Origin of the sequence: Streptomyces bohaiensis (genome assembly GCF_012033785.1) — a bacterium.
Lineage (GTDB): Bacteria > Actinomycetota > Actinomycetes > Streptomycetales > Streptomycetaceae > Streptomyces > Streptomyces bohaiensis.
In genome coordinates this window covers 1-20,285 of record NZ_JAAVJC010000011.1, presented here as the reverse complement: position 1 = coordinate 20,285, position 20,285 = coordinate 1, and the positions used below count along the sequence as shown (strand labels likewise).

General features: G+C 73.6%; 21 protein-coding genes and 1 tRNA gene. 15 read left to right on the top strand and 7 right to left on the bottom strand.

What is annotated here, in order from left to right:
• The first annotated feature begins 192 nt into the window (after positions 1 to 192).
• Positions 193 to 630: a cold shock domain-containing protein gene (locus tag HCN52_RS02990; RefSeq protein WP_209314097.1), complete on the top strand. Its 438-nt coding sequence runs from the start codon at positions 193 to 195 to the stop codon at positions 628 to 630.
• A gap of 344 nt (positions 631 to 974) precedes the next feature.
• Here HCN52_RS02990 and HCN52_RS02985 read toward each other — a convergent pair whose 3' ends face one another.
• From HCN52_RS02985 to HCN52_RS02965, 5 genes are all read right to left on the bottom strand, one after another.
• Complete coding sequence (locus HCN52_RS02985) at positions 975 to 1,790, bottom strand: ABC transporter ATP-binding protein (RefSeq protein WP_168086769.1); 816 nt, start codon at positions 1,788 to 1,790, stop codon at positions 975 to 977.
• Complete coding sequence (locus HCN52_RS02980; RefSeq protein WP_168086768.1) at positions 1,787 to 2,857, bottom strand: FecCD family ABC transporter permease; 1,071 nt, start codon at positions 2,855 to 2,857, stop codon at positions 1,787 to 1,789. The genes HCN52_RS02985 and HCN52_RS02980 overlap by 4 nt, the downstream gene beginning before the upstream one ends.
• Positions 2,854 to 3,891 (bottom strand): FecCD family ABC transporter permease, encoded by a 1,038-nt coding sequence (locus HCN52_RS02975; protein WP_168086767.1) that lies wholly within the window; start codon positions 3,889 to 3,891, stop codon positions 2,854 to 2,856. Before HCN52_RS02975 ends, HCN52_RS02980 begins: the two co-directional genes overlap by 4 nt.
• Complete coding sequence (locus HCN52_RS02970) at positions 3,888 to 4,901, bottom strand: iron-siderophore ABC transporter substrate-binding protein (protein WP_168086789.1); 1,014 nt, start codon at positions 4,899 to 4,901, stop codon at positions 3,888 to 3,890. The genes HCN52_RS02975 and HCN52_RS02970 overlap by 4 nt, the downstream gene beginning before the upstream one ends.
• 524 nt (positions 4,902 to 5,425) lie before the next feature.
• Positions 5,426 to 6,247 (bottom strand): AraC family transcriptional regulator, encoded by an 822-nt coding sequence (locus HCN52_RS02965; protein WP_168086766.1) that lies wholly within the window; start codon positions 6,245 to 6,247, stop codon positions 5,426 to 5,428.
• A 522-nt stretch (positions 6,248 to 6,769) separates the two neighbouring features.
• Here HCN52_RS02965 and HCN52_RS02960 point away from each other — a divergent pair.
• From HCN52_RS02960 to HCN52_RS02915, 10 genes are all read left to right on the top strand, one after another.
• Positions 6,770 to 7,057, top strand: coding sequence for a gas vesicle protein GvpO (locus HCN52_RS02960; RefSeq protein ID WP_168086765.1), 288 nt, complete (start codon positions 6,770 to 6,772; stop codon positions 7,055 to 7,057).
• A 49-nt stretch (positions 7,058 to 7,106) separates the two neighbouring features.
• Entirely contained in the window at positions 7,107 to 7,541 is a 435-nt protein-coding gene (locus tag HCN52_RS02955) for a gas vesicle structural protein GvpA (RefSeq protein WP_168086764.1), read from the top strand.
• Positions 7,538 to 8,260, top strand: coding sequence for a GvpL/GvpF family gas vesicle protein (locus HCN52_RS02950; protein WP_168086763.1), 723 nt, complete (start codon positions 7,538 to 7,540; stop codon positions 8,258 to 8,260). The genes HCN52_RS02955 and HCN52_RS02950 overlap by 4 nt, the downstream gene beginning before the upstream one ends.
• Positions 8,261 to 8,360: 100 nt before the next feature.
• On the top strand, positions 8,361 to 8,615 hold the full coding sequence (locus HCN52_RS02945) for a gas vesicle protein GvpG (RefSeq protein ID WP_168086762.1): 255 nt from the start codon (positions 8,361 to 8,363) through the stop codon (positions 8,613 to 8,615).
• A gap of 42 nt (positions 8,616 to 8,657) precedes the next feature.
• Positions 8,658 to 9,047, top strand: coding sequence for a hypothetical protein (locus HCN52_RS02940; RefSeq protein WP_168086761.1), 390 nt, complete (start codon positions 8,658 to 8,660; stop codon positions 9,045 to 9,047).
• Positions 9,048 to 9,094: 47 nt separating this feature from the next.
• Positions 9,095 to 9,502, top strand: a complete 408-nt coding sequence (locus HCN52_RS02935) for a gas vesicle protein (RefSeq protein WP_168086760.1) — start codon at positions 9,095 to 9,097, stop codon at positions 9,500 to 9,502.
• Complete coding sequence (locus tag HCN52_RS02930) at positions 9,499 to 10,356, top strand: GvpL/GvpF family gas vesicle protein (RefSeq protein WP_168086759.1); 858 nt, start codon at positions 9,499 to 9,501, stop codon at positions 10,354 to 10,356. Before HCN52_RS02935 ends, HCN52_RS02930 begins: the two co-directional genes overlap by 4 nt.
• Positions 10,346 to 10,540, top strand: a complete 195-nt coding sequence (locus HCN52_RS02925) for a gas vesicle protein (RefSeq protein ID WP_168086758.1) — start codon at positions 10,346 to 10,348, stop codon at positions 10,538 to 10,540. The genes HCN52_RS02930 and HCN52_RS02925 overlap by 11 nt, the downstream gene beginning before the upstream one ends.
• Positions 10,534 to 10,983, top strand: coding sequence for a gas vesicle protein K (locus tag HCN52_RS02920; RefSeq protein WP_312876502.1), 450 nt, complete (start codon positions 10,534 to 10,536; stop codon positions 10,981 to 10,983). Before HCN52_RS02925 ends, HCN52_RS02920 begins: the two co-directional genes overlap by 7 nt.
• Positions 10,984 to 11,052: 69 nt before the next feature.
• A complete protein-coding gene (locus HCN52_RS02915; protein WP_168086757.1) occupies positions 11,053 to 11,514 on the top strand; it encodes a hypothetical protein in 462 nt (153 codons plus the stop codon).
• 882 nt (positions 11,515 to 12,396) lie between these two features.
• On the opposite strand, the gene HCN52_RS02910 is transcribed toward HCN52_RS02915, so the two are convergent.
• Both HCN52_RS02910 and HCN52_RS02905 read right to left on the bottom strand, forming a co-directional pair.
• Positions 12,397 to 12,543, bottom strand: coding sequence for a CsbD family protein (locus HCN52_RS02910; protein ID WP_168086756.1), 147 nt, complete (start codon positions 12,541 to 12,543; stop codon positions 12,397 to 12,399).
• 762 nt (positions 12,544 to 13,305) lie between these two features.
• A tRNA-Arg gene (locus HCN52_RS02905) sits at positions 13,306 to 13,381 on the bottom strand.
• Positions 13,382 to 13,615: 234 nt separating this feature from the next.
• On the opposite strand from HCN52_RS02905, the gene HCN52_RS02900 reads away from it, so the two are divergent.
• From HCN52_RS02900 to HCN52_RS02885, 4 genes are all read left to right on the top strand, one after another.
• Positions 13,616 to 15,319, top strand: a complete 1,704-nt coding sequence (locus HCN52_RS02900) for a dynamin family protein (RefSeq protein WP_209314096.1) — start codon at positions 13,616 to 13,618, stop codon at positions 15,317 to 15,319.
• Between the two features lie 489 nt (positions 15,320 to 15,808).
• Positions 15,809 to 17,704 carry a GTPase gene (locus HCN52_RS02895; protein ID WP_168086755.1) on the top strand — a complete coding sequence of 632 codons (1,896 nt, stop codon included), beginning with the start codon at positions 15,809 to 15,811 and terminating at the stop codon, positions 17,702 to 17,704.
• Positions 17,705 to 18,003: 299 nt separating this feature from the next.
• Positions 18,004 to 18,501 carry a single-stranded DNA-binding protein gene (locus HCN52_RS02890; RefSeq protein ID WP_168086754.1) on the top strand — a complete coding sequence of 166 codons (498 nt, stop codon included), beginning with the start codon at positions 18,004 to 18,006 and terminating at the stop codon, positions 18,499 to 18,501.
• A 150-nt stretch (positions 18,502 to 18,651) separates the two neighbouring features.
• Positions 18,652 to 20,064, top strand: coding sequence for a thioester domain-containing protein (locus HCN52_RS02885; protein ID WP_168086753.1), 1,413 nt, complete (start codon positions 18,652 to 18,654; stop codon positions 20,062 to 20,064).
• Positions 20,065 to 20,285: the final 221 nt, after the last annotated feature.

Below are 20,285 nucleotides of genomic sequence, written 5' to 3'. Positions count from 1 at the left end.
GGTCACGGGCGCGCCGCGCCCCGGGACGGCCCGCGGCGAGATGAACGCCAGGCGAACGGATGCTGGACGAACGGTGACGCCCCTGGCGCGCGGGGGTCGGTCGCGCGTTAGGTTCTGACCATGTCCGGGCAGGGTGCCCGGGGCACGCGTGCGTGCGGTGGTTGCAGGTTTGTTGAGGAGGCGGCAGTGCGGATGATCGGCAAGATCCTGCGGTTCGACGAGGTTCGCGGCTATGGCTTCATCGTGCCGGAAGAGGGGCACGAGGACGTGTTCATGCACGCCAACGACCTCATGGGCGAGAAGTACCTCTACCAGGCAGGCCGCGAGGTCGAGTTCGAGCTGGAGATGGGCGACAAGGGGCCCAAGGCGTCCCGCATCCGCCTGGTGGAGCCGGGCTCCGCCGAACCGGCGCTCCCGCAGCGCGGCGCCACCGCGCCGCGCGGGGCCGACAACGCCGGCGACCAACTGGTGGACGGCGAGGTCTGCGACATCCTGACCCGCACCGAGTTCCGCACCGAGCTGACCGAGGCGCTGATCGCCGCCGACGGCGACCTCACCGCGCAGCAGATCCGCCGGATCCGCGACCAGGTCGCCTCCCTCGCCGCCTCCCACGGCTGGGTGGACAACTGACCCGCTGACCCGGTCCAGCGGGCCCGCCCCGCCGACCGCCGACCCGTCTGGCTCGGTCGGCGGGTCGGCAGGCGATGAGACCCGGGTGCGGTGCCGTCCCGGACTTCGCGCGGAACGCCCGTGACGGACGGACGGACAGGCGGACGGGCGGGCCGGGTGCGGGGCGGGCGTGCCGCATCCGGCCGTCGCCCGCGCACCGTGACGCGCCCGCGCACCGTGACGCCCGCGACCACGGGCGCCGCGCCCCGGAGGCGCAGGCCGCCGCACGGTGTCCGTCGCCCGTCGCCCGTCGCCCGTCGCCCGTCGCCCGTCGCTCGCCGCTCGCCGGCCGTGGCGTCCGGCCGTCAGTCCGCAGCAGGTTCGAAGACCCGGTGCCGCCCGATCGGCAGCATCAGCGGGCGGCCGGAGGTGGGGTCGGTGATGACCCTGCTCTCCAGCCCGAAGACCGCCCGGACGGTCTCCTCGGTCAGCACCTCGGCCGGTTCCCCCTGGGCGTGCACCCGCCCGCCCGCCATGGCGACCAGCCGGTCGGCGTACCGCGCGGCCAGGTTGAGGTCGTGCAGCACCATCACGATCGTCGTGCCGCGCGCCTGGTTCAGGTCGGTGAGCAGGTCGAGCACCTCGACCTGGTGGCTGGGGTCGAGGAACGTCGTCGGCTCGTCCAGCAGCAGCACGTCCGTCTGCTGCGCCAGCGCCATCGCGATCCACACGCGCTGCCGCTGGCCGCCGGAGAGCTCGTCGACGGCGCGGTCGGCCAACTCGGCGGTCTGCGTGGCGTCCAGCGCCTCGGCCACGGCCGCGTCGTCCCGCTCGTTCCAGCGCGAGAACACCCCCTGGTGCGGGTGGCGGCCCCGACCCACCAGGTCGGCCACGGTGATGCCCTCCGGCGCGATGGGCGACTGCGGCAGCAGACCCAGGGTGCGGGCGAGTTCCTTGGCCGGCATCCGGTGTACCTGCCGGCCGTCGAGCACGACCCGGCCGGCGCGCGGTGTCAGCAGCCGGGACATCGCGCGCAGCAGCGTGGACTTGCCGCACGCGTTGGCTCCCACGATGACGGTGATCGCGCCCGGGGCCACGGCGAGGTCCAGGTCGGAGACGACGGTGCGGTCCCCGTAGCCGAGGCACAGTTCCTCGGCGGTGAGAGAGGGGGTGGTGGTCACAGTGAGCTCCCCGCCCGGTGGGTCCGGACGATCAGATAGACGAGGTAGGGCGCGCCCAGCACGCCGGTGACGACACCGACGGGGTAGCGGGTGCCCAGCGCGTACTGGCCGACGAAGTCGGCGACCAGCACGAGGAGGGCGCCCACCAGGGCGGAGGGCACCAGCAGCGAGCCGCCCGGGCCGACGATCCGCGCGGCGATCGGGCCGGAGAGGAACGCGACGAACGCGATGGGCCCGGCGGCGGCGGTGGCGAAGGCGATGAGGCCGACGGCCGCCACGATGAGGACGATGCGGGTGCGTTCCACCCGGACGCCGAGCGCGGCGGCGGTGTCCTCGCCCAACTGCAGGGCGGACAGGTTGCGTGACTGCCACAGCAGGACCGGGGCGAGCACCAGCACCGCCACCACGGTGGGGACGACCTGGTTCCACCCGGCGCCGTTGAGGCTGCCGGTCAGCCACCGCATCGCCTCCTGGAGGTCCCACTCCGCCGCCCGGGACAGCGCGTACGCGGTCACGCTGTCGAGCATCGCGGCGACGCCGATGCCCATGAGGATCAGCCGCGTCCCGACGACCCCGTCACGGAACGCCAGGACGTAGACGAGCAGCGCCACACCGAGCGCGGCGACGATCGCGAGGACGGAGACGGCGGTGCCGTTGAGCCCGAGGACGATGATGCCCACGGCCGCGGCGGCGCTCGCGCCGGAACTGATGCCGATGACGTCGGGGCTGGCCAGCGGGTTGCGCAGCATCGTCTGGAAGGTGACGCCCGCCAGGCCGAACGCGAACCCCGCGAAGACGGCCAGCACCGCGCGTGGCAGCCGGAGCCGGCCCACCGTGAACGAGGCACCGGGCACCTGCTCGCCCAGCACGACGCGCAGCACGTCGGAGGCCGGGTAGAAGGTGCGGCCGAACATGAGCGACACCGCGAAGCCGGCGACCACCAGCACGAGCAGCACCAGCGTCACCGTGCGGCGGCGCCGGGCGCGGCGGGTCCGGCCGCGCGCCACGTCGGCCGCGCTGGTGACGGGGCTCCCGGTGGTGGGACGGAGGAGGAGGTCGGCGCTCACAGCTCACGCACCTTCTGCCGGCGGACGATGTAGAGGAAGAACGGGGCGCCGATCAGCGCGGTGATGATCCCGACGTCCACCTCGGCGGGGCGCGCCACGATGCGGCCGACCACGTCCGCGGCGGTCAGCAGCGAGGCGCCGGTCAGCGCGGAAAACGGCAGCAGCCAGCGGTGGTCCGGCCCCACGAGCAGGCGGCACATGTGCGGGACGACCAGGCCGACGAAGCCGATCGGCCCGGCCGCCGCCGTGCAGGTGCCGCAGAGGACGACGGCGCCCAGCGCGGCCAGCGCCCGGGCCCGGGCCACACGTTCACCCAGCCCGGCCGCCAACTCGTCGCCCAGCGCCAGCGAGTTGAGGGCGCGTGCGGAGAGCAGGCAGAGGGCGAAGCCCGCGGCGAGGAACGGCAGCAGATGGCCGATGCGTTCGAACGAGGCACCGCCGACACCGCCGATCTGCCACAGCCGGATGCCGCCCGCGATGTCGTTGCGGGGGAGCATGACGGCGGTGACCAGCGACGCCAGCGCCGCCGACGTCGCCGCCCCGGCGAGCGCCAGTTTCAACGGCGTCGCGCCGCCCCGCCCGAGGGAGCCGACCGTGTAGACGAACACGGCGGCCACTCCGGCGCCCGCCATGGCGACCCACACGTAGCCGGTCGCGGTCGAGAGCCCGAAGAAGGCGACGCCGACGACGATGGCGAGGGAGGCACCCATGTTGACCCCGAGGATCCCGGGGTCCGCCAGCGGGTTGCGGGTGACGCCCTGCATCACGGCGCCGGAGATGCCGAGGGCGGCGCCCACGATCACCGCCAGCACGGTGCGGGGGATCCGCTTGGTGACGGCGGCTTCCTCCATGGAGCCGTCGGCGCCGCCCAGCGCCGCCCAGACGTCCGACCAGGCGACGGACCGGGAGCCCAGCGCGACGGAGGCGATCATCAGGAAGGCGAGAAGCGCCACGACGGCCAGCAGCCACAGCAGTCGTACGCGGGCCGGACGCCGGGTGGCGGCGTCCGGCCCGTCGTGGGTCGTGGTGGTCACTCGACCTTGCCCGCCGCCTCGGCGAGTGCCTTGACGTAGTCCTCCAGCACCCAGGAGAGCGAGAGCGGGGTGGGGTTGGCGGCGGTGGCCAGCGGGGTGCTGCCGGGCAGCAGGTACGCGGAACCGCGGCCGATCGCGGGGATCTTGGAGACCAGCGGGTCGTCCATCAGGGTCTGCAGCAGCTCGCCCTCCTCGTCGCCGTAGCCGGTGATGATGTCGACGTCGTCGAAGACATCGATGCGCTCCGCGCTCTGCCGGAGCGCGAACTGGTCCGTCCCGGCCGACAGTTCCGCGATGGAGCCGGGCACGGTCAGCCCGAGGTCCTCGAAGAACTGGCTGCGGGTGTCGTGCGCCGTGTAGAAGCCGATCTCGCTGACGTCACCCGGGTCGACGTGCGTCATGAACATCGCCGACCTGCCCTCCAGTTCGGGGTAGTCCGCGACGGTCTCCTCGATCTGCCGCTCCAGGTCGGCGATCAGCTGCTCGCCTTCCTCGGCCATGCCCATGGCGGTGCTGTTGAGGGTGATGGTGTCGCGCCAGGCGGTGCCCCACGCGGTCTCCGGGTAGGCGACGACGGGGGCGATCTCGCTCAGCGTCGCGTAGTCGTCCTCGGTCAGCCCGGAGTAGGCGGCGAGGATCACGTCGGGGGAGGTGTCGGCGACGGCCTCGAAGTCGATGCCGTCCGTCTCGTCGAAGAGGACGGGGGTCTCGGCGTCGAGCTCGTCCAGCCGCTCCTTGGTCCAGGGGAGGATGCCGTCGCCGTCGTCGTCACCGAAGTTGGCCTTGGCCATGCCGACCGGCACGACCCCCAGTGCCAGCGGGACCTCGTCGTTGGCCCAGTTGACCGTGGCCACCCGCTCCGGGGCCGACTCCACGACGGTGGTGCCCAGCGCGTGCTCGATGGTGACGGGGAACTGTCCCGACTCCTCGGCGGCGGCGTTCGCCGAGCCGCCGCCGGAGTCGTCCCCGGAGTCGTCGCTGCCGCAGGCGGTGACGGCGGTGAGGCCCATCAGGGTCGCCGCGGTGACCAGAACGCGAGTTGCTCGCACGGGAACACGCTCCACAGGTGTGCCGGTCGGGCGCGCTGCTCCGCGCTGGTTCCGTTCCGGGGGTGCCGTGGTGAAAGCCGTGCGCGAGCCGCCCAACAAGTTAGGTAAGGCTGTCCTTGGTAATCTATGGGCAGGGTGTTCGATGACGCAACCGAGCAGGATGGACAGGCGCTGTAGGGAAACGGACAGCGGGTCGGGTGCCCGGGACGGCTCGCGCCGGCGCCCTGCGGGGCGCGGTCGGCCGGTGCGGGGGGAAGGTGCCGCCGCGGGGACGCCGCGGCGCCGGGTCGCCGCTCCGGATTCGGACTGCTCGACTGGACTGCTTCGGCCAGCAGTTGGGAGAGGTCCACGGTGAACGGGGGCTGCCGTCGGCCGCTCCCGCGTGCGGCGGTGGCGCGGACCGCTCGCACCACCGCCCGCTGAGGCGGGGCGCGATCGCCCGTCCGGTCGTGGCGGCGCCGCCGAGTACGGGTGTGGTGCGGACCTCACTCCGCCCGGAACCGGCCGGGCGTCAGGCCGGTGGCGCGGCGGAAGGCGACCCCGAAGGCGCTGGCCGACCGGTAGCCGACCTCCGCCGCCACCCGCTCCACGTCCCAGCCGGCCGTCAGCAGCCCGATGGCGTGCTGCGCCCGCACGCCCGTCACCCAGCGACCGAAACTCGTCCCCGTCTCGGCGCTGAAGGCACGGGCCAGCGTGCGCGTACTGACCCCCAGCTCCCGCGCCCACTCCGCGGGGCCGCGCCGGTCGGCGGGGTCCTCCCGCACTGCCTCCGCTATGCGCCGCAGCAGCGGTCCCGTCGGCAGGTGCACGGACAGCCCGTGGGCGGCGGGGGTCATCACGTCCAGCACCATCGCCTCGGTCACCTCGCGTGAGCGGTTCGCCAGGCCCGGCTCGTCGAGCCGGTCGAGCAGCAGCCGCAGCAGGGGGGTGATCTCCACCGTCACCGGTCGCTGCGAGATCGACGGGGTGGTGCGGTAGCCGAAGAAGGCGGCGCGCATCCGGGTGCCGGCCGAAGCCGACCCGGCGTGCACCGTCCCGGCCGGCATCCACAGCCCCATCGTCGGGGTGATGGTCCAGACCCGCGCACCCACCACCGCCGAGGACGCGCCGCGCTCGTTCCACAGGAGTTCGCCCCAGGCGTGCGAGTGCTCGCCCCAGACGGTGTCCCGGGTCAACTGCTCCCCGTAGCCCCGAATCACAAAGTCGACCCCGTCGGAGCCAGGCGCGCACAGCGGCAGCTCCCGTCGCTCCCGGCGCGGGGGCCGCGGTGCGTCGGTGTCGTCGGAACGGGGGCGGTGGTCCGGCATCCCGCCATCCTCCCAGTCCGGGCCGCCCGCGGGTCGGTCGCAGCCTCTCCGGCCGGGACCCGGTCCGCTTGCGCCGTTATGCGCCCACCTGTCCCCGTCAGAACAGAACAAGTCAGCGAGCATCGCCTCACACGGCTGGAAACCGGGGAACGTACCGGCGAATCTCGGCCCCGTGCCGGTCAAGAACCCCGATATCCGGCCAGGTGGTCCGTAATGGGTACCGCTGTGCGTCATCACACGTCAACGCGGTACCCGTCGCGCCGCGTCGGCGTCTGACGACCCTCCGTTCCCACGGCCTGCCCGCAGCGCGAACCAGGAGTCCCGCAGGTCGCAGCGGCACCGGCATCCCCAACACGTCCCGCCCCGGCCCAAGCAGGCCGGATGGGTCGTGGCCGGGATTCGCTCCGCACCGACCTGTGGCCGGAAGCAGTGCACTGTCCGCACCGGCCACGGGCACCCGGGAGATGCGGCCGTGAGCGTGAAGAGCACGTGACCCGAGTGGCCGCCCGAGTGGACGGGGCTATGACCGAGAGCGAGAAGAGCGGCGGACGCCTCCCGGTGTCGCAGATCGTGCAGCAGGCGGCGAGTGAACTCGCGATGCTCCTGGACCGCGAGGCCCAGTCGGTCTCCTCGGTCCGGCGGACCGACGACGGCTGGACCGCCCAGGTGGAGGTCCTGGAGCTGGAACGCGTACCGCCCACCACCAGTGTCATGGCCACCTACCGGGTCGACCTCGACCACCAGGGCCTGCTCCTGGAGTACGAGATGGTGCGCCGCTACAGCCGCGGCGAGGTCGAACGGCGCCGCTGACGGCGCCGCGGCCGCCCGCGAGGCAGCCCGACGAACGAAGGAGTACGACGTGACCGTGGCACAGCAGCAGAGCCCCACCGGCGGTGGCGGCTCCGGCAACCTCTACGACGTCCTCGAACTGATCCTCGACCGAGGCCTGGTGATCGACGCGTTCGTCCGCGTCTCCCTGGTCGGCATCGAGATCCTCAAGGTCGACGTCCGGATCGTCGTCGCCAGCGTGGACACCTACCTGCGCTTCGCCGAGGCGTGCAACCGCCTCGACCTGGAGTCGGGCCGAAAGGCCCCCAGCCAGCTCACCGACATCGTCGGCGAAGCCACCGAGAGCGGAGCCCGCGGCAAGTCCAAGGGCGTCCTCGGCGGCGCGGTCGAAGCGATCAGCGACACCCTCGGCGGCGGGGACGACTCCGAGGACGACAAGCAGGAGGAGAAGCGCACCGCCCGCAAGTCCTCCGGCCGACGCCCGGCCAGGCAGAAGGAGCAGTGAACACCGTGCCGTGCTACCTGTACGCCATCACCGCCGCCGACCACCCGGCGCAGACCGACTCGCTGGTCGGGGTGGGCGACCCGCCCGCCGAACTGCGCGTGGTGCAGGGCGGGGAGGTCAAGGCATACATCAGCGACGTCCCGGAGGACCTCAAGGCGCGTCGCCGCCACCTCCTCGCCCACCAGGAGGTACTGAACGCGCTCCTCGCCGACGGGCCCGTGCTGCCGATGCAGTTCGGCCACATCGCCCCCGACGAGTCGCAGATCCGTGAGGTGCTCGGCGAGCGCTCCGCCGACTTCGTGGAGCAGCTGCAGCGCGTCGGCGACTGCGTCGAGTTCCACGTGAAGGCCACCCGAGCGGAGGCCGACCTCATCCGCGAGGTCGCCGAGAACTCCGACGAGATCCGGCAGCTGCGACAGCGAGCCCAGCGCCCCGGCGCCTCCCACGAGGACCAGGTCGCCCTCGGCGAAGCGGTCTCCCGGGCCGTCGCCGACCGGAGGGCCGCCGACGGCGCCGACCTCCACAAGCGACTGGCACCCGCCGCCGGCGACAGCCGCTCGGCCGACCCGGCCGCCGAGGAGAGCCTCGCCGCCTCCTACCTGGTGCCGGCCTCCGGCGCCGAGGAGTTCGGACGACTGGTCACCACCGAGCAGAACCGGCTCGGCGAAGGCTGGGAGGTGCGGCTCTTCGGGCCGCTGCCGCCCTACAGCTTCGTCTGACGCCGACGCGTCCGACGCCGACGACCGCAGCCGTGCAGCCCGGGGGCGAGCAGCCCCCGGGCGGGCGGCCGCCCGCCGGCCACCAACGACGGGAGGCGACATGGGACTGCTGTCGGAAGTGCTCCTGCTCCCCCTCGCCCCGCTCCGGGGATCGGTCTGGGTGCTGGACCAGGTCGTCCGCGTCGCGGAGGACGAGTACTACGACCCGGCACCGGTGCGCGCCGAACTGCGGCGCCTGGAAGCGGAGCTGGTGGCCGGCCGCATGACCGAGGAGGAGTTCGAGGAGCAGGAGGACCTGCTGCTCGACCGCCTCGAGCAGCTGGAGGAGATCCGACGTGCACGCAGACGGGGCTGACGGGCGCCAGGGGCGCCCCGACCGGACGATGAGGAGACGGCCGTGAACAACTCCGCCGGTATCGGCGCGGCAGTGGCCTGCGGCTACCTGCTGGGACGGACCAAGAAGGCGAAGGTGGCGCTCGGGGTGGGGCTCTACCTCGTCGGGCGACGCGCCGCCAACGGCGGCCAGGGCGGCATCGCCCTGCCCCCGGCCCTCGCCGACCTCGGCGGTCAGGTGCGGGACGAACTGCTCCCGGCCGTCCGCGACGTCGCACGCCAGGCCGTGGCCCAGCGCGTCGAGCGGTTCTCCGACTCCCTCACCGCACGCCGCAACGCCCCCGAGCCCGAGGAGGAGTGGGACGAGGAATGGGACGAGGAGGCCGAACTCCTCGATGACGAACCCGAGGACGAGCCCGCACCGCGCGACCGGAAGACCACCACCGATGCCTGAGAACGACCGCCCCACCCGCCCCCGCACCGCCGAGGAGGTGACCGACCGTGTCGCTCTTCGGTGACGGACCCGGCCCGGCCGCCTCCGGGCAGGGATCCTCGGCCAACCTGGCCGACATCCTCGAACGCGTCCTGGACAAGGGCGTCGTCATCGCCGGGGACATCCAGATCAACCTGCTCGACATCGAGCTGCTCACCATCAAGCTGCGCCTGCTCGTCGCCTCGGTCGACAAGGCCAAGGAGATGGGCATCGACTGGTGGGAGCACGACCCCTCGCTGTCCTCACGGGCCCGACCGCAGGCTGACGCCGTGGACGGCGCCGCCACCCCCGCCCTGGAGGCGGAGAACCAGCAACTGCGCGAGGAGCTCCGGCAGCTGCGCGGTGAGCTGCGCGCGAGGGAGCTCGACCAGAGCCCCTCCGGCGCGAAGACCCCGAAGGACGACCAGGCTCCATGACCACAGCACCCCTCCCCGACGACGACCTCGACACGCCGGACACCGGCGGACCGGTGTACCTCTACGCCGTCACCCGCGCCCCGGCCCGCGCACCCCGCGACGAGACCGGCGAGCCGCTCGCCGGTGTCGCCGACGCCGCGGTCCGCGTCGTCGCGTCGGACCGCATCGCGGCACTGGTCAGCCCCGTCGACCCGCGCCATCTCGAAATGGTCGGACAGCGCCCCCAGGAAGCCGAACTCGCCTGGCTCGAACATGTCGCACGCACGCACAATGCCGTGGTCGAGTCGGCATTCCGTGAAACAACCGTACTTCCCATGAGAATCGCCACCGTCCACCCCGCGGAGGAGAGTGTCCGCGCATTCCTGCGGGAATCAGCGGACGCGATCCACGCGGAACTGGCGCGTCTCGACGGACTCGTCGAGGTGGGCGTCAAGGCCTACCGGACCGCGCCGGCCGCGGCCGCCGGTACGGACGCCGAACCGTCCGGGAACCCGCCCGCTGCCGCACCCCGCCCCGACAGCCCGGGCCGCGCCTACCTGGAGGCCCGCCGCGCCCGCCGCCGGGCCCGCGCGGACGCCGACCGGGACGCCGCCGCCCTCGTCCGGAGCGTCCGTGAGGCCGCGGCCCCCCACGCCGTCGACCAGCGGGCCCACCGGCTCCAGACCGGTGAACTCGCCGCGGGCCCCGGCGAGAACATCGCCAACGACGCCTGGCTGGTGCCCCGCGCCGCGCTCCTCGAACTCCACGCGGCCGTCACCGTCCTCGCGGACCCCGCCGCCGGCCGCCACGTCGAGGTCACCGGCCCCTGGGCCCCCTACTCCTTCGTGCGACCGGTGACCGCCGATGCCGGATGAGCTCCTGCCGGACGACGTCGCACCCCGCCAGGTCGCCCTCATCGACCTGCTCGACCGGCTGCTGGCCGACGGTGCCGTCCTCACCGGCGACCTGGTCCTCTCCATCGCCGACGTCGACCTCGTCCACATCGACCTGCGCGCGGTGATCCGTTCCATCGAACCCGACCACCCCGCGCCGTGGTGACCCCGGACGGCGGCCCGGACCCGGTCGGGCGCCCGGACCCGGTCGGGAGCCAGCACCCGGTCGGGAGTCGGGACCCGGTCGACGAGGTGCTGCGCGAGTCGGTGCGCGCCCTCTCGCTCGCTCCGGTCACCCCGGCCGACCACCACCGTGCACCCGGCGCCGAGGCGACCCGCTGGGAGACCGGACCGGACACGGTCGACCGCGACCTCATCAAACTCGTCCTCACCGTCGTCGAACTGCTGCGACAGCTGATGGAGCGATCCGCGCTGCGCCGCGTCGACCACGGGGACCTCAGCGAGGACCAGGAAGAACGCGTCGGAATCACACTCATGCTGCTCGAAGAACGCATCGAGGAACTCTCGGAGCGCCACGGCCTCACGATGGACGACCTGAATCTCGATCTCGGGCCGTTCGGCACCCTGCTGCCGCGCCGCGACCAATAGCGGAATTGTTTGCGCTCGACATCGCCGGAAAGCAGAACCTGTAGGCAAGTAGCAATAGGAGCAGGAGGAATGATGGCTCAGGAGAAGAGCGACGACGCCAGCAAGAACGGTGGCCGCAGCAAGGCGCAGAACGCCAAGAAGACTGCGTCGAGCACCACGCGCCGCGCCAACACCAAGGCCTCGTCCACCGCGAAGAAGACGACCGGCAGCGCCGCCTCCAAGACGTCCGCCGTGACCGACAAGGCCTCCGGCCTGGCGGACAAGGCGAGCGCCGCGCCCGCCGCAGCCAAGGACGCCGTGTCGGGTGTCGCCGGCAAGGCAGCGGCCGCACCCGCCGCCGCGAAGGAGACCGTCGGGGACATCGCGTCGCAGGCCGCGACCGGCTGGACCCTGCTCAAGCACCGCAAGACCGTCGCCGCCGGCGCGGCCGCCGGGCTGGCCGGGCTGGTCGGAGGGGCGTTCGCCGTCGGACGCGCGACGGTCATCCAGCGCCACGGGCCGCTCACCCGCATCACCCGCGGTCGTTTCTGACCGTCCGTCCCGCCCGACGTGCCGCCCATGGCCCGGCCGTTGTTCGCCCGTGGCGGGGAAACCGCCGCGGACCAACCGCGGTAGGGGCGACCCCCAGGCGCACCGGTGTCGTCCGGCGGCGTCCGTCCGGGTGGCGCCCGCGGTGGACACCGACTCGCCGCGTCGCCGGAAGCCCCGCCGTTCCGCCGGCTGCGTCACTGCTCCTGGACCGTTCGACAGCCGACCGGTCCGCGGGGCTCGCCCGCGCCGCACCGCCCCCGGCCGTGTGGGGCACCACCTCCTTCCCGAGGTGGTGACCCACACGGCCGGGGGTTTCTTTCGTCGGCAGGCCGCACGGCTGTCGGACGCCCCGGCCCTGTGTGACGGGGCGGCGGCGCACCCCACGGGGGTGGCGCGGGGGCGAGCCGTGACGCGTGCGTTGCGCCGCCCGGGTCGACCGCCCGGCGCGCTGCGGTCGACCGCCGTGCGCAGCAGGGGGGAGTGGCGGTGGGTGAGGCACACAGCCTGCCCGGGTCGGACGTCCGGGAGGCGCCGCCGCCCGTACGGTCGGGCCCGTCCGGATCGTTGACGGGGGCACCGGCCACAGCGTGGCGGGGCCCGGGGGGCGCCCCACGGAGGCGGTCGGGAGATGCGGCGGGTTGCGCGGTTGCGCGGTTGCACGCCCGAGACCGGCCGGTGCCCGGAGCTCTCCACGCGCACCTGTCCACCACGTGCCGCCGGTCGCACGGGTCGACGCGGCGGTGGCGGGACGGCCGGCAGCGGACCGGGCGCACGACAGCGGGCGCTCCACTCGACGTGGAGCGCCCGCTGTCGGGGATGTGCTGCTCCGGCGTTCCGCTGCGGTGCTGCCGGAGCGAGGGCCGTCGATCCGGCCCTCGGGGGCTACTTGTCGCCCGAGATGGCGTCCTTGGCGGTGCCCTTGGCCTGGTCGGTCTTGCCGGAGGCCTTCAGCCGGTCGTTGCCGGTGACCTTGCCCACGGCCTCCTTGACCTTGCCCTTGACGCTGTCGGTGCTGCCTTCGGCGCTCATCTGTGCCTCCAGGATCGGGACATTGCGGTGACGAAGCGACAGGGGAAGGATTCATCATCTTTCCGGCCTAGTTCGCGTATCACCCGTTCGTCGTATCGCATGCCCGGGGATAGCCCACCTATGCAGGGTTGCCGGAAAAGAACTCCGGGGCGGGGGAGCGTCGTGGGGCGTCGGCCGGCGGGGTCAGTGGGCTCGACGGGGGCGCCGGGGCGGGTCACCCGCCGGGTCGCGACGTGCCGGGGCCACCGGCCGCCGTGCGTGCGCGCGGGCTCGTGGGCTCGTGGGGGCAGGGGGTCAGGGGTGACGCGCGGAGAGGTCGGCCGGCGCCGCGACGACGGCCAGGGGTACGTCCCGTCGTCGCCGCCCGCCCCGGGCTTCCGTCCGGGCCGCGGCTCCGCCAGGTGGTGCGAGGGTGACCGCGCGGTCCGGCGGGCCGCTGGGCGGGGTCGGGTGGTCCGGTGCGCGCGGTCGTCGGCGCGTCTGGAGTAACAGCCGAACGGGTGACGCTGTCGCGTCGACCTCGCGCGCGCCGGGGGCGCGCGACCGGCCTCGTTCCAGGGGGGTCGCCGCGCTGCTCGGCCCGCCGGGCCCCGGCCGTGTCGGGTGGCCGTTCGGGTGTTCTCCGGAGGCGGCGCGCGGGCCGGCCCCCGTGCCGATCGCCCGAACGTGGTCGGCCGCGGCTGCGCGCCGGTGGCGGTTCCGGGTCGGCGTCCGAATGATCCGCACCGACCTGCGCGGACGGGGCCAGTGACGGCGGAGTGATGGCGCCCCCGGCAGGACTCGAACCTGCGACCAAGTGCTTAGAAGGCACCTGCTCTATCCGCTGAGCTACGGGGGCATGGGACGTCAGCCCCGTTGCCGCGCCGTGCCAGGGCACAGGATAGGGCGTCGGGGAGATCGCGCCGGGCGCTTCGCCGGGGCTCCCAGGTGTGGAGATCCGGTGAAGCAGCCCCGATAATCGCAGGCGGTTCGGATCGGCGCAGCGATTTGGGCGGCTCACGCGGGTGGTGTTGCGCAGTCGTTATGGCTGCGAGAGCGGGCCGCCGCACGCGATCGGCGCGTTCGGCGGGAAATGCTTCAGAAAACCGCAGAAATTGGGCATTCTTCGCATGTGGCGATCTTGGAGGCTCAGTCCGAACTGCTGGACACGCTCACCGCACTGCGGGAGCGTGTCGCCGCCGCGCGCTTTCCACTGGCGCTGCCCGGAGCGGAACGCGCACGCCGGTCCCGCGCCGAACTGCTCGCGCAGCTCGACGGCTACCTCATTCCGCGTGTGCGCGAACCCGACGCTCCCCTGCTCGCCGTCATCGGCGGCTCGACCGGCGCGGGCAAGTCCACGCTGATCAACTCACTTGTCGGCAGACGGGTGTCCGAAGCCGGTGTGCTGCGGCCCACCACCCGGACACCCGTCCTCGTCTGCCACCCCGACGACCACCACTGGTTCGCCGGCCGCCGGGTACTGCCACAACTCGACCGCGTCTGGATGCCGCGCCAGGACGACGACGAACTCGCCCCCGCCGCACCCCCGCACGAAAGCGCGGACGGTCAACCCACCCTCCTCGTCGAGACCTCACGCTCCGTCCCCTGCGGCATCGCGCTCCTCGACGCACCCGACATCGACTCGCTCATCGCCCACAACCGCGACCTCGCGGCCGACCTGATCTGCTCGGCCGACATCTGGGTCCTGGTCACCACCGCGGCGCGCTACGCCGACGCCATGCCCTGGAACCTGCTGCGCAGCGCCCGCGACCGCCAGGTCACCCTCGTCACGGTGCTGGACCGCGTGCCGCACCAGGTCGCCACCGAGGTGTCCCACCACTACGAGACCCTGCTCGACCGTGCGGGCCTCGGCGACGTGCCCTGCTTCACCGTGCCCGAGCTGCCGGAGTCCGTCCGGGGCGGCACCGGGGTCCTCCCCTCCACCGCTGTCGCCGGTTTGCGCAAGTGGTTCTCCCAGCACGCGCAGGACCCCGCCGTCCGGGCGGTCGCCGCCTCCCGCACCGCCATCGGGGCTCTCGGGGAGCTGCGGGCCAGGGTCACCGCGCTGGCCAACGCCGCCGCAGCGCAGACGGCCGCCGCCTCCCGCCTGGACCAGCACCTGAGGACCGCGTACGAGACAGCGGGGCGGCGGGTCCAGGACACGCTGACCGACGGAGGGCTGCTGACCGGACAGGCACGCACCCAGTGGCTGGCCTTCCCCGACGACTCCAGCAGCGACGAACTGCTCGACGCCTTCACCGACGGCATGACCAGCATGCTCGCCGAGGCCGTCATGGCGGCCGACGAGGAGACCACCGACCACTGGCTCACCCAACCCGGGGCGCCGACACCGGACGGCGACGACCTCGAAGGCGCCCGGGAGCGGGCCGGGATCCTCGTCCGCCGGTTGCGGCGCTGCCTCGAGGAGCTCGCCGAGGAGGAGGTCCGCATCGCACTGGACGCCGGCCCGTCCCGCTCGGGAGAGGCGGACGCCCGGAAGGACCGGCCGGCACCGCCCGGGGACGGCGGCGAGACCTCCGCCCTCCTGCTGGCGGGACTCCTCGGTGCCAGGGACGCGACCCCCGCGACCGAGGCCCTGAGCGCCCTGCTCGGCTCGTCGGCCTCCGGCCGCCTCCGCAGCAAGGCCGAGGGAATGATCGCCGACTTCGTGCAACGCGTCATCACCTCCGAACGCGACCGCAGGGGAGCCCCGCTGCACCGGCTGGAGGTGAGCGTCGACCACCAGGTCCAGCTGATCGCGGCCCTGTCGGTCCTGAAACGGCACACCCCGGCATAGCGGCCCGCCCGCGCGAGACCGGCGAGCAGCACGCAGCGCCGGACCCACGACGAGTCGACCGCGCCGCACCGACCACCCCGCCCCTCGACCCGACCCGGCTGAGACCGGCTCGGCCCCGGCGGACCGGCCCGTCCCAGGGGAGCACCACCCGGCCAGCCCGAGCAACCCGCCTCCACCCGCCCCGGTACGGCCGCGACGCGTCGGCGCCTGCCACCGGCGGGGACGGGAGGCAGCACACGCACCGGGCTGCGCAGCGGCCCCAGGGTGCACCCCCGGGGAGCCGCCGCCCCGCGCTCAGCACCACGCAGCGACGAGACCTCTCGACGACCCATCACGACGACGCACCCCGACAAGCACGCAGCCCGGCGACACCACGACAGGCGACACCCGGCACGGCCCGGCGGCATCGCGGCTCCGCCCCGGCCCCGGCCCCTCACTCCGACACCACCGGCCCGCACCGTCACCCGCGCAGGCCGGCCGGCCCACCACATGCCCGACGACCACCGGCAGCACGAGGAGGACACCGTGCACGAGGACACCCCCGAGGCTCCCGCCCCGCGGCCGACCGCCAACTGGGACGACGGAGTGATCGCCAGGAGGGCGCGCGTCGTGGAGGCACCCCCGCCCCCCGAGCAGCGGACGTCCTCACGCGTGGACGCGTACGGCGAGGAGTTCGTCCCCGAGCCCGAGCCCGTCATCTCGGTCCCCGCCCCCACCCGCCCCGGCCCCGTTCCGACCGAGGACACCCCGCCCACCCCGGCCGACCACGAACTCGCCGCGCGCCTCGCTGCGCTCAAGGAACTCGTCGGCCTCTCCCGGACCCGGCTGGAGGCATCCGCCCTGGCCGAGGCCGGCCGGCTGCTCGACGAGGCGGAGAGCCGCACCCGCCTGCCTCGGGCGTGCACCACCGTCGCCGTCGCCGGAGCCACGGGCAGCGGCAAGTCCACCCTCTTCAACGCGCTTGCCGGGGCCCAGCTCTCGGAGGCCGGGGTGCGGCGCCCGACCACCGCCGCCGCCGTGTCCTGCACCTGGGAAGCCGGCCGTTCCAGCAGGGCGGAGGGGCTGCTCGACCGGCTCGGAGTACCCGCGCGCTCCCGCCGCCGGGCCCACCTGGTCGATCCGGGCCTCCACGGACTCGTCCTGCTGGACCTGCCCGACTACGACTCGGTCGCCGCGGAGCACCGCGAGCAGGTCGACCGGTTGCTCGCGCTGGTCGACGCGGTGATCTGGGTGGTCGACCCCGAGAAGTACGCCGACGCGGTGCTGCACGAGCGCTACCTTCGTGCCTTCGCCGGGCACGCCGAGGTCACGGTCATGGTGCTCAACCAGATCGACCGGCTGCCCGCCGACGCGAGCGAGGCGATCATGGACGACCTCCGCGGCCTCCTCGACGACCGCGGGATCGCCCTCGGCGAGCACGGCGAGCCCGGCGCCGCGGTACTCGCCGTCTCCGCGCTCACCGGAGAGGGAGTGGGGGACCTCCGCCAGACCATCGGAGACCTCGTCCGGACACGCACCGCCGCGGCACGCCGCCTCGGAGCCGACCTCGACGGAGTCACGCGCCGGCTGCGCCCGGTCTGCGTCGCCGACAGCGTGCAGGCGCCCACCGGGCTGACGCCGCAGGCGCGGGAGGAGTTCGAGGAGCGGCTGGCCCACGCGGTCGGGGCGCCCGCCGCCGGCCGAGCCGCCGAGCGCGGCTGGCTGCGACGCTCCGAGCGGGCCTGCGGAACACCCTGGGCGCAGCTGACCAAGCGGATCGCGGACCGCAGGGCCAGCCGGCGGGGCGAGCCGCCCGCGCTCAGCGCCCGCGCCGGCCGCCTCGGGGAGCCCCCGGTCGTCTCCCGCCCGGTGATCGCGGAAGCCGTGCGCACCGTCGCCGCCACCGCGGCCACCGAACTGCCGCCCCCCTGGGCCAAGGCGGTACGGGACGCCGCCTGGAAGGGCGCCGAACGGTTGCCGGGCGCGCTGGAGACAGCCCTCGCCGCGCGGCCGGGGTTCGGTCCGGAGGCGGCGGTCCGCCCCGGCCCGGCCCGCCCGGCCTGGTGGACCGTGGCCATCGTGGGCCAGGCGCTGTTGATGACCGCTCAGCTGCTCGGCATGTGCTGGTTGCTGACGGCAGCCTTCGGCTACCCCGTGGCCGCGGGGTGGCTCCCCGCCGGTCTGCTGATCGGCGGGTCACTCGGTGCGCCGCTGCTGGCCTGGGCCTGCCGGGTGGCATCGCGCGGACCGGCACGGGCGTGGGGGCAGCGGGAGGAGGAGCGGCTGCGGAGGGTCGCTGCCGGCTGCGGCCGGTCACTCGTCCTGGAGCCCGTCGCGGCCGAGTTGCTGCGGTACCGCGAGGTGAGGGAGCAGTTCGTCGCGGCCGCGGGCGGCGAACCCCGCTGACCGGCCCCGGCCGTGGCGGCGGGGCTCATGCTCCTGACGGCCCGGGTCTTCCCGGGCGGGCCCCGTCGGGCCCCTGCGCTGCCCGCCGTCACGGGGAGCGGTTCTGCGGCACCCCCGGGTCGGTCTCGGGGTGGCCGTGCGGCGGTCCTTCCGCCGTGCGGTCACGACGCTAGGGGCTCGGCGGCGTCGGCGGAAGGGCGGCACCGGCCCGTCACTCGCGAGGGTGAGGAAGTTGTCCACAGGGGCGGAGTTGTCCACAGGGCGGAGCGGGGATTCGCGTCCTGCGGCACGGTGCGGTCATGAACGAGACGTGGACGACCCTCACAGGGCATGCCGCCTCGGCGGTGGAGCGGCGGACGACACCACGCGGCGCCCGGGTGGTGTGCTTCCGGTTGGACGTGGCGGAACGCCGGTTCGACACGGAACTCGGCGCCTGGCGCGACCGTTGGGTCAGCGGCTACACCGTCTGGGCGCGCCGCGAGCTGGCGGTCAACGTGCTGGAGTCCGTGGTGTGCGGGGAGCCGCTGGTGGTTCACGGTCGGCTGCGGTTGCCGCCGGGACTGTGCGTCGCCGCAGCGGGTAGAGGTACGGACAGGAACTCCGGCGCGGTGGCGGCACGGGCAACGTGCGCACACCTCGAAGCGGTTGCTGTGGGGCACAACCTCGCCCACGGGATCGCCGTCTTCCGTCGGGCCGGCAGGGCCCGCCGCCCGCGGCCGGCGCGTGGCAGCGCTGACAGGAGTGGCCTGCGTACGCAGGAGCCAGATATATGCGCTTATCTGACCGGGCGTAGGTAACGATTGGACCTCGGTGCGCGTGATCACCCGGCACCGGGGGGACATCAAAAGATCGGCTCTCTACGATCCCGGCGTACGCACGGGTGTACTGACCGGCCTGCCCAAAGAGTTGCGGCCGTGACTCCGTGCCCTGTCGTGGAGGGGACATACATGATTTCTGTACGCAGGCGGCTGGTTGCCCGCCTCGCGGCGACAGCGGTCGCCACGGCGCTGTTCGCCGGTGGCGCTCTCGCCACCGCCGGTACCGCCGCGGCGGACGAGGACAATGCCCCGAGGTCCGGCGGTGCCACCGCCACCCTCAAGGAGCTGGAGACGTACGACACCGTCAAGGTCGACCAGGAAGGTCACTACAAGGCCGGCCTGTTCACCATGGATGTCCACGGTGGCGGCACGATCAAGACGTACTGCATCGACTTCGGCACCAGCGCGAAGACGAACCACAAGTACCAGGAGACCGGCTGGGGCAACTCCTCGCTCGCCGGTAAGCCCGAGCAGGCCGGCAAGATCCACTGGATCCTGCAGAACTCGTACCCCCAGGTCGACGACCTGGCCGGGCTCGCCCAGAAGGCCGGCGCGAACTCGCTGACCGCCGAGCAGGCCGCCGCCGGCACCCAGGCCGCGATCTGGCACTTCTCCGACGACGTCAAGGCGACCCCCACCAACGAGGACGCCCGGAAGCTGGCCGACTGGCTGCGCGACGCGGCCGAGGTCGTCGGTGAGCCCGAGGTTCCCTCCCTCTCGCTGGAGCCCAACCAGGTCGGCGCGCCGGCAGGCCAGAAGGCCGGCCCGGTCACCGTCCGCACCAGCGCCTCCGGTGCCACGGTGACGACTGCTCCCGACGCCGCCTCGCAGGGCGTGAGCGTCGTCGACGGCGCGGGCAACATCGTCGACGGCACCGCCGTCGCCGACGGCACCGAGCTCTTCTTCGACATCCCGGCCGACGCCGCCCCCGGTTCGGCCTCCCTGACCGCCAGCGTCAGCACCCCGGTGTCCGTCGGTCGCGTCTTCACCGGCATCAACACCAAGACCCAGACCATGATCCTGGCGGGCTCCACCGAGTCCTCGGTGACCGCTGACGCCTCCGCCAACTGGGCCGAGGCCGAGACCGAGGAGCCCCTCCCGAGCGTCACCGCCTCGGAGGACTGCGTCGCCGGCGGCGTCGCCGTGACCGTCACCAACAACGGCGGCCAGGACTACAGCTTCGAGCTCGACGGCCAGGAGCTGGTCGTCGCCCCGGGTGAGTCCGGCACCATCACCGTCCCGGTCGAGAACAAGCAGGCCTACGAGATCGTGGTCTTCGACGAGGACGGCACCACCGAGATCGAGCGCTTCGAGGGCGTCCTGGACTGCCAGAGCGACTCCGAGGGCGAGGGCCCGGAAGAGGTCACCGACGAGGAGGAGCCCGGCACGAACGAGCCGACCCCCGACGGTGACAGCGAGGAGCCCAACCTCGCCGAGACCGGCAGCAGCAACAACGTCGGCATGATCGCCGGTGTCGCCATCGCCCTGCTGGTGGCCGGCGGTGCAGCGGTCTTCTTCTTCCGCAAGAAGGCCAAGGCCTGACACGCACGACACGGTGAGGGCCGACCCGCCCTGACCGGACCGTGAACGGAACCGCACCCGGTTCCGCGACGCCCTCGGGCGACGCGGGCCGGGTGCGGTGCGTGGCGGGTGGCGACCGGGCGCTCCACCCCGGGCAGCAGGTTCAGCATCAGCGCCGCTGCGGCCTCGGCGAACTGCGGCGGTGTCAACCGGTCTCGGAGCGCGGCGACACGCTGCGGGTC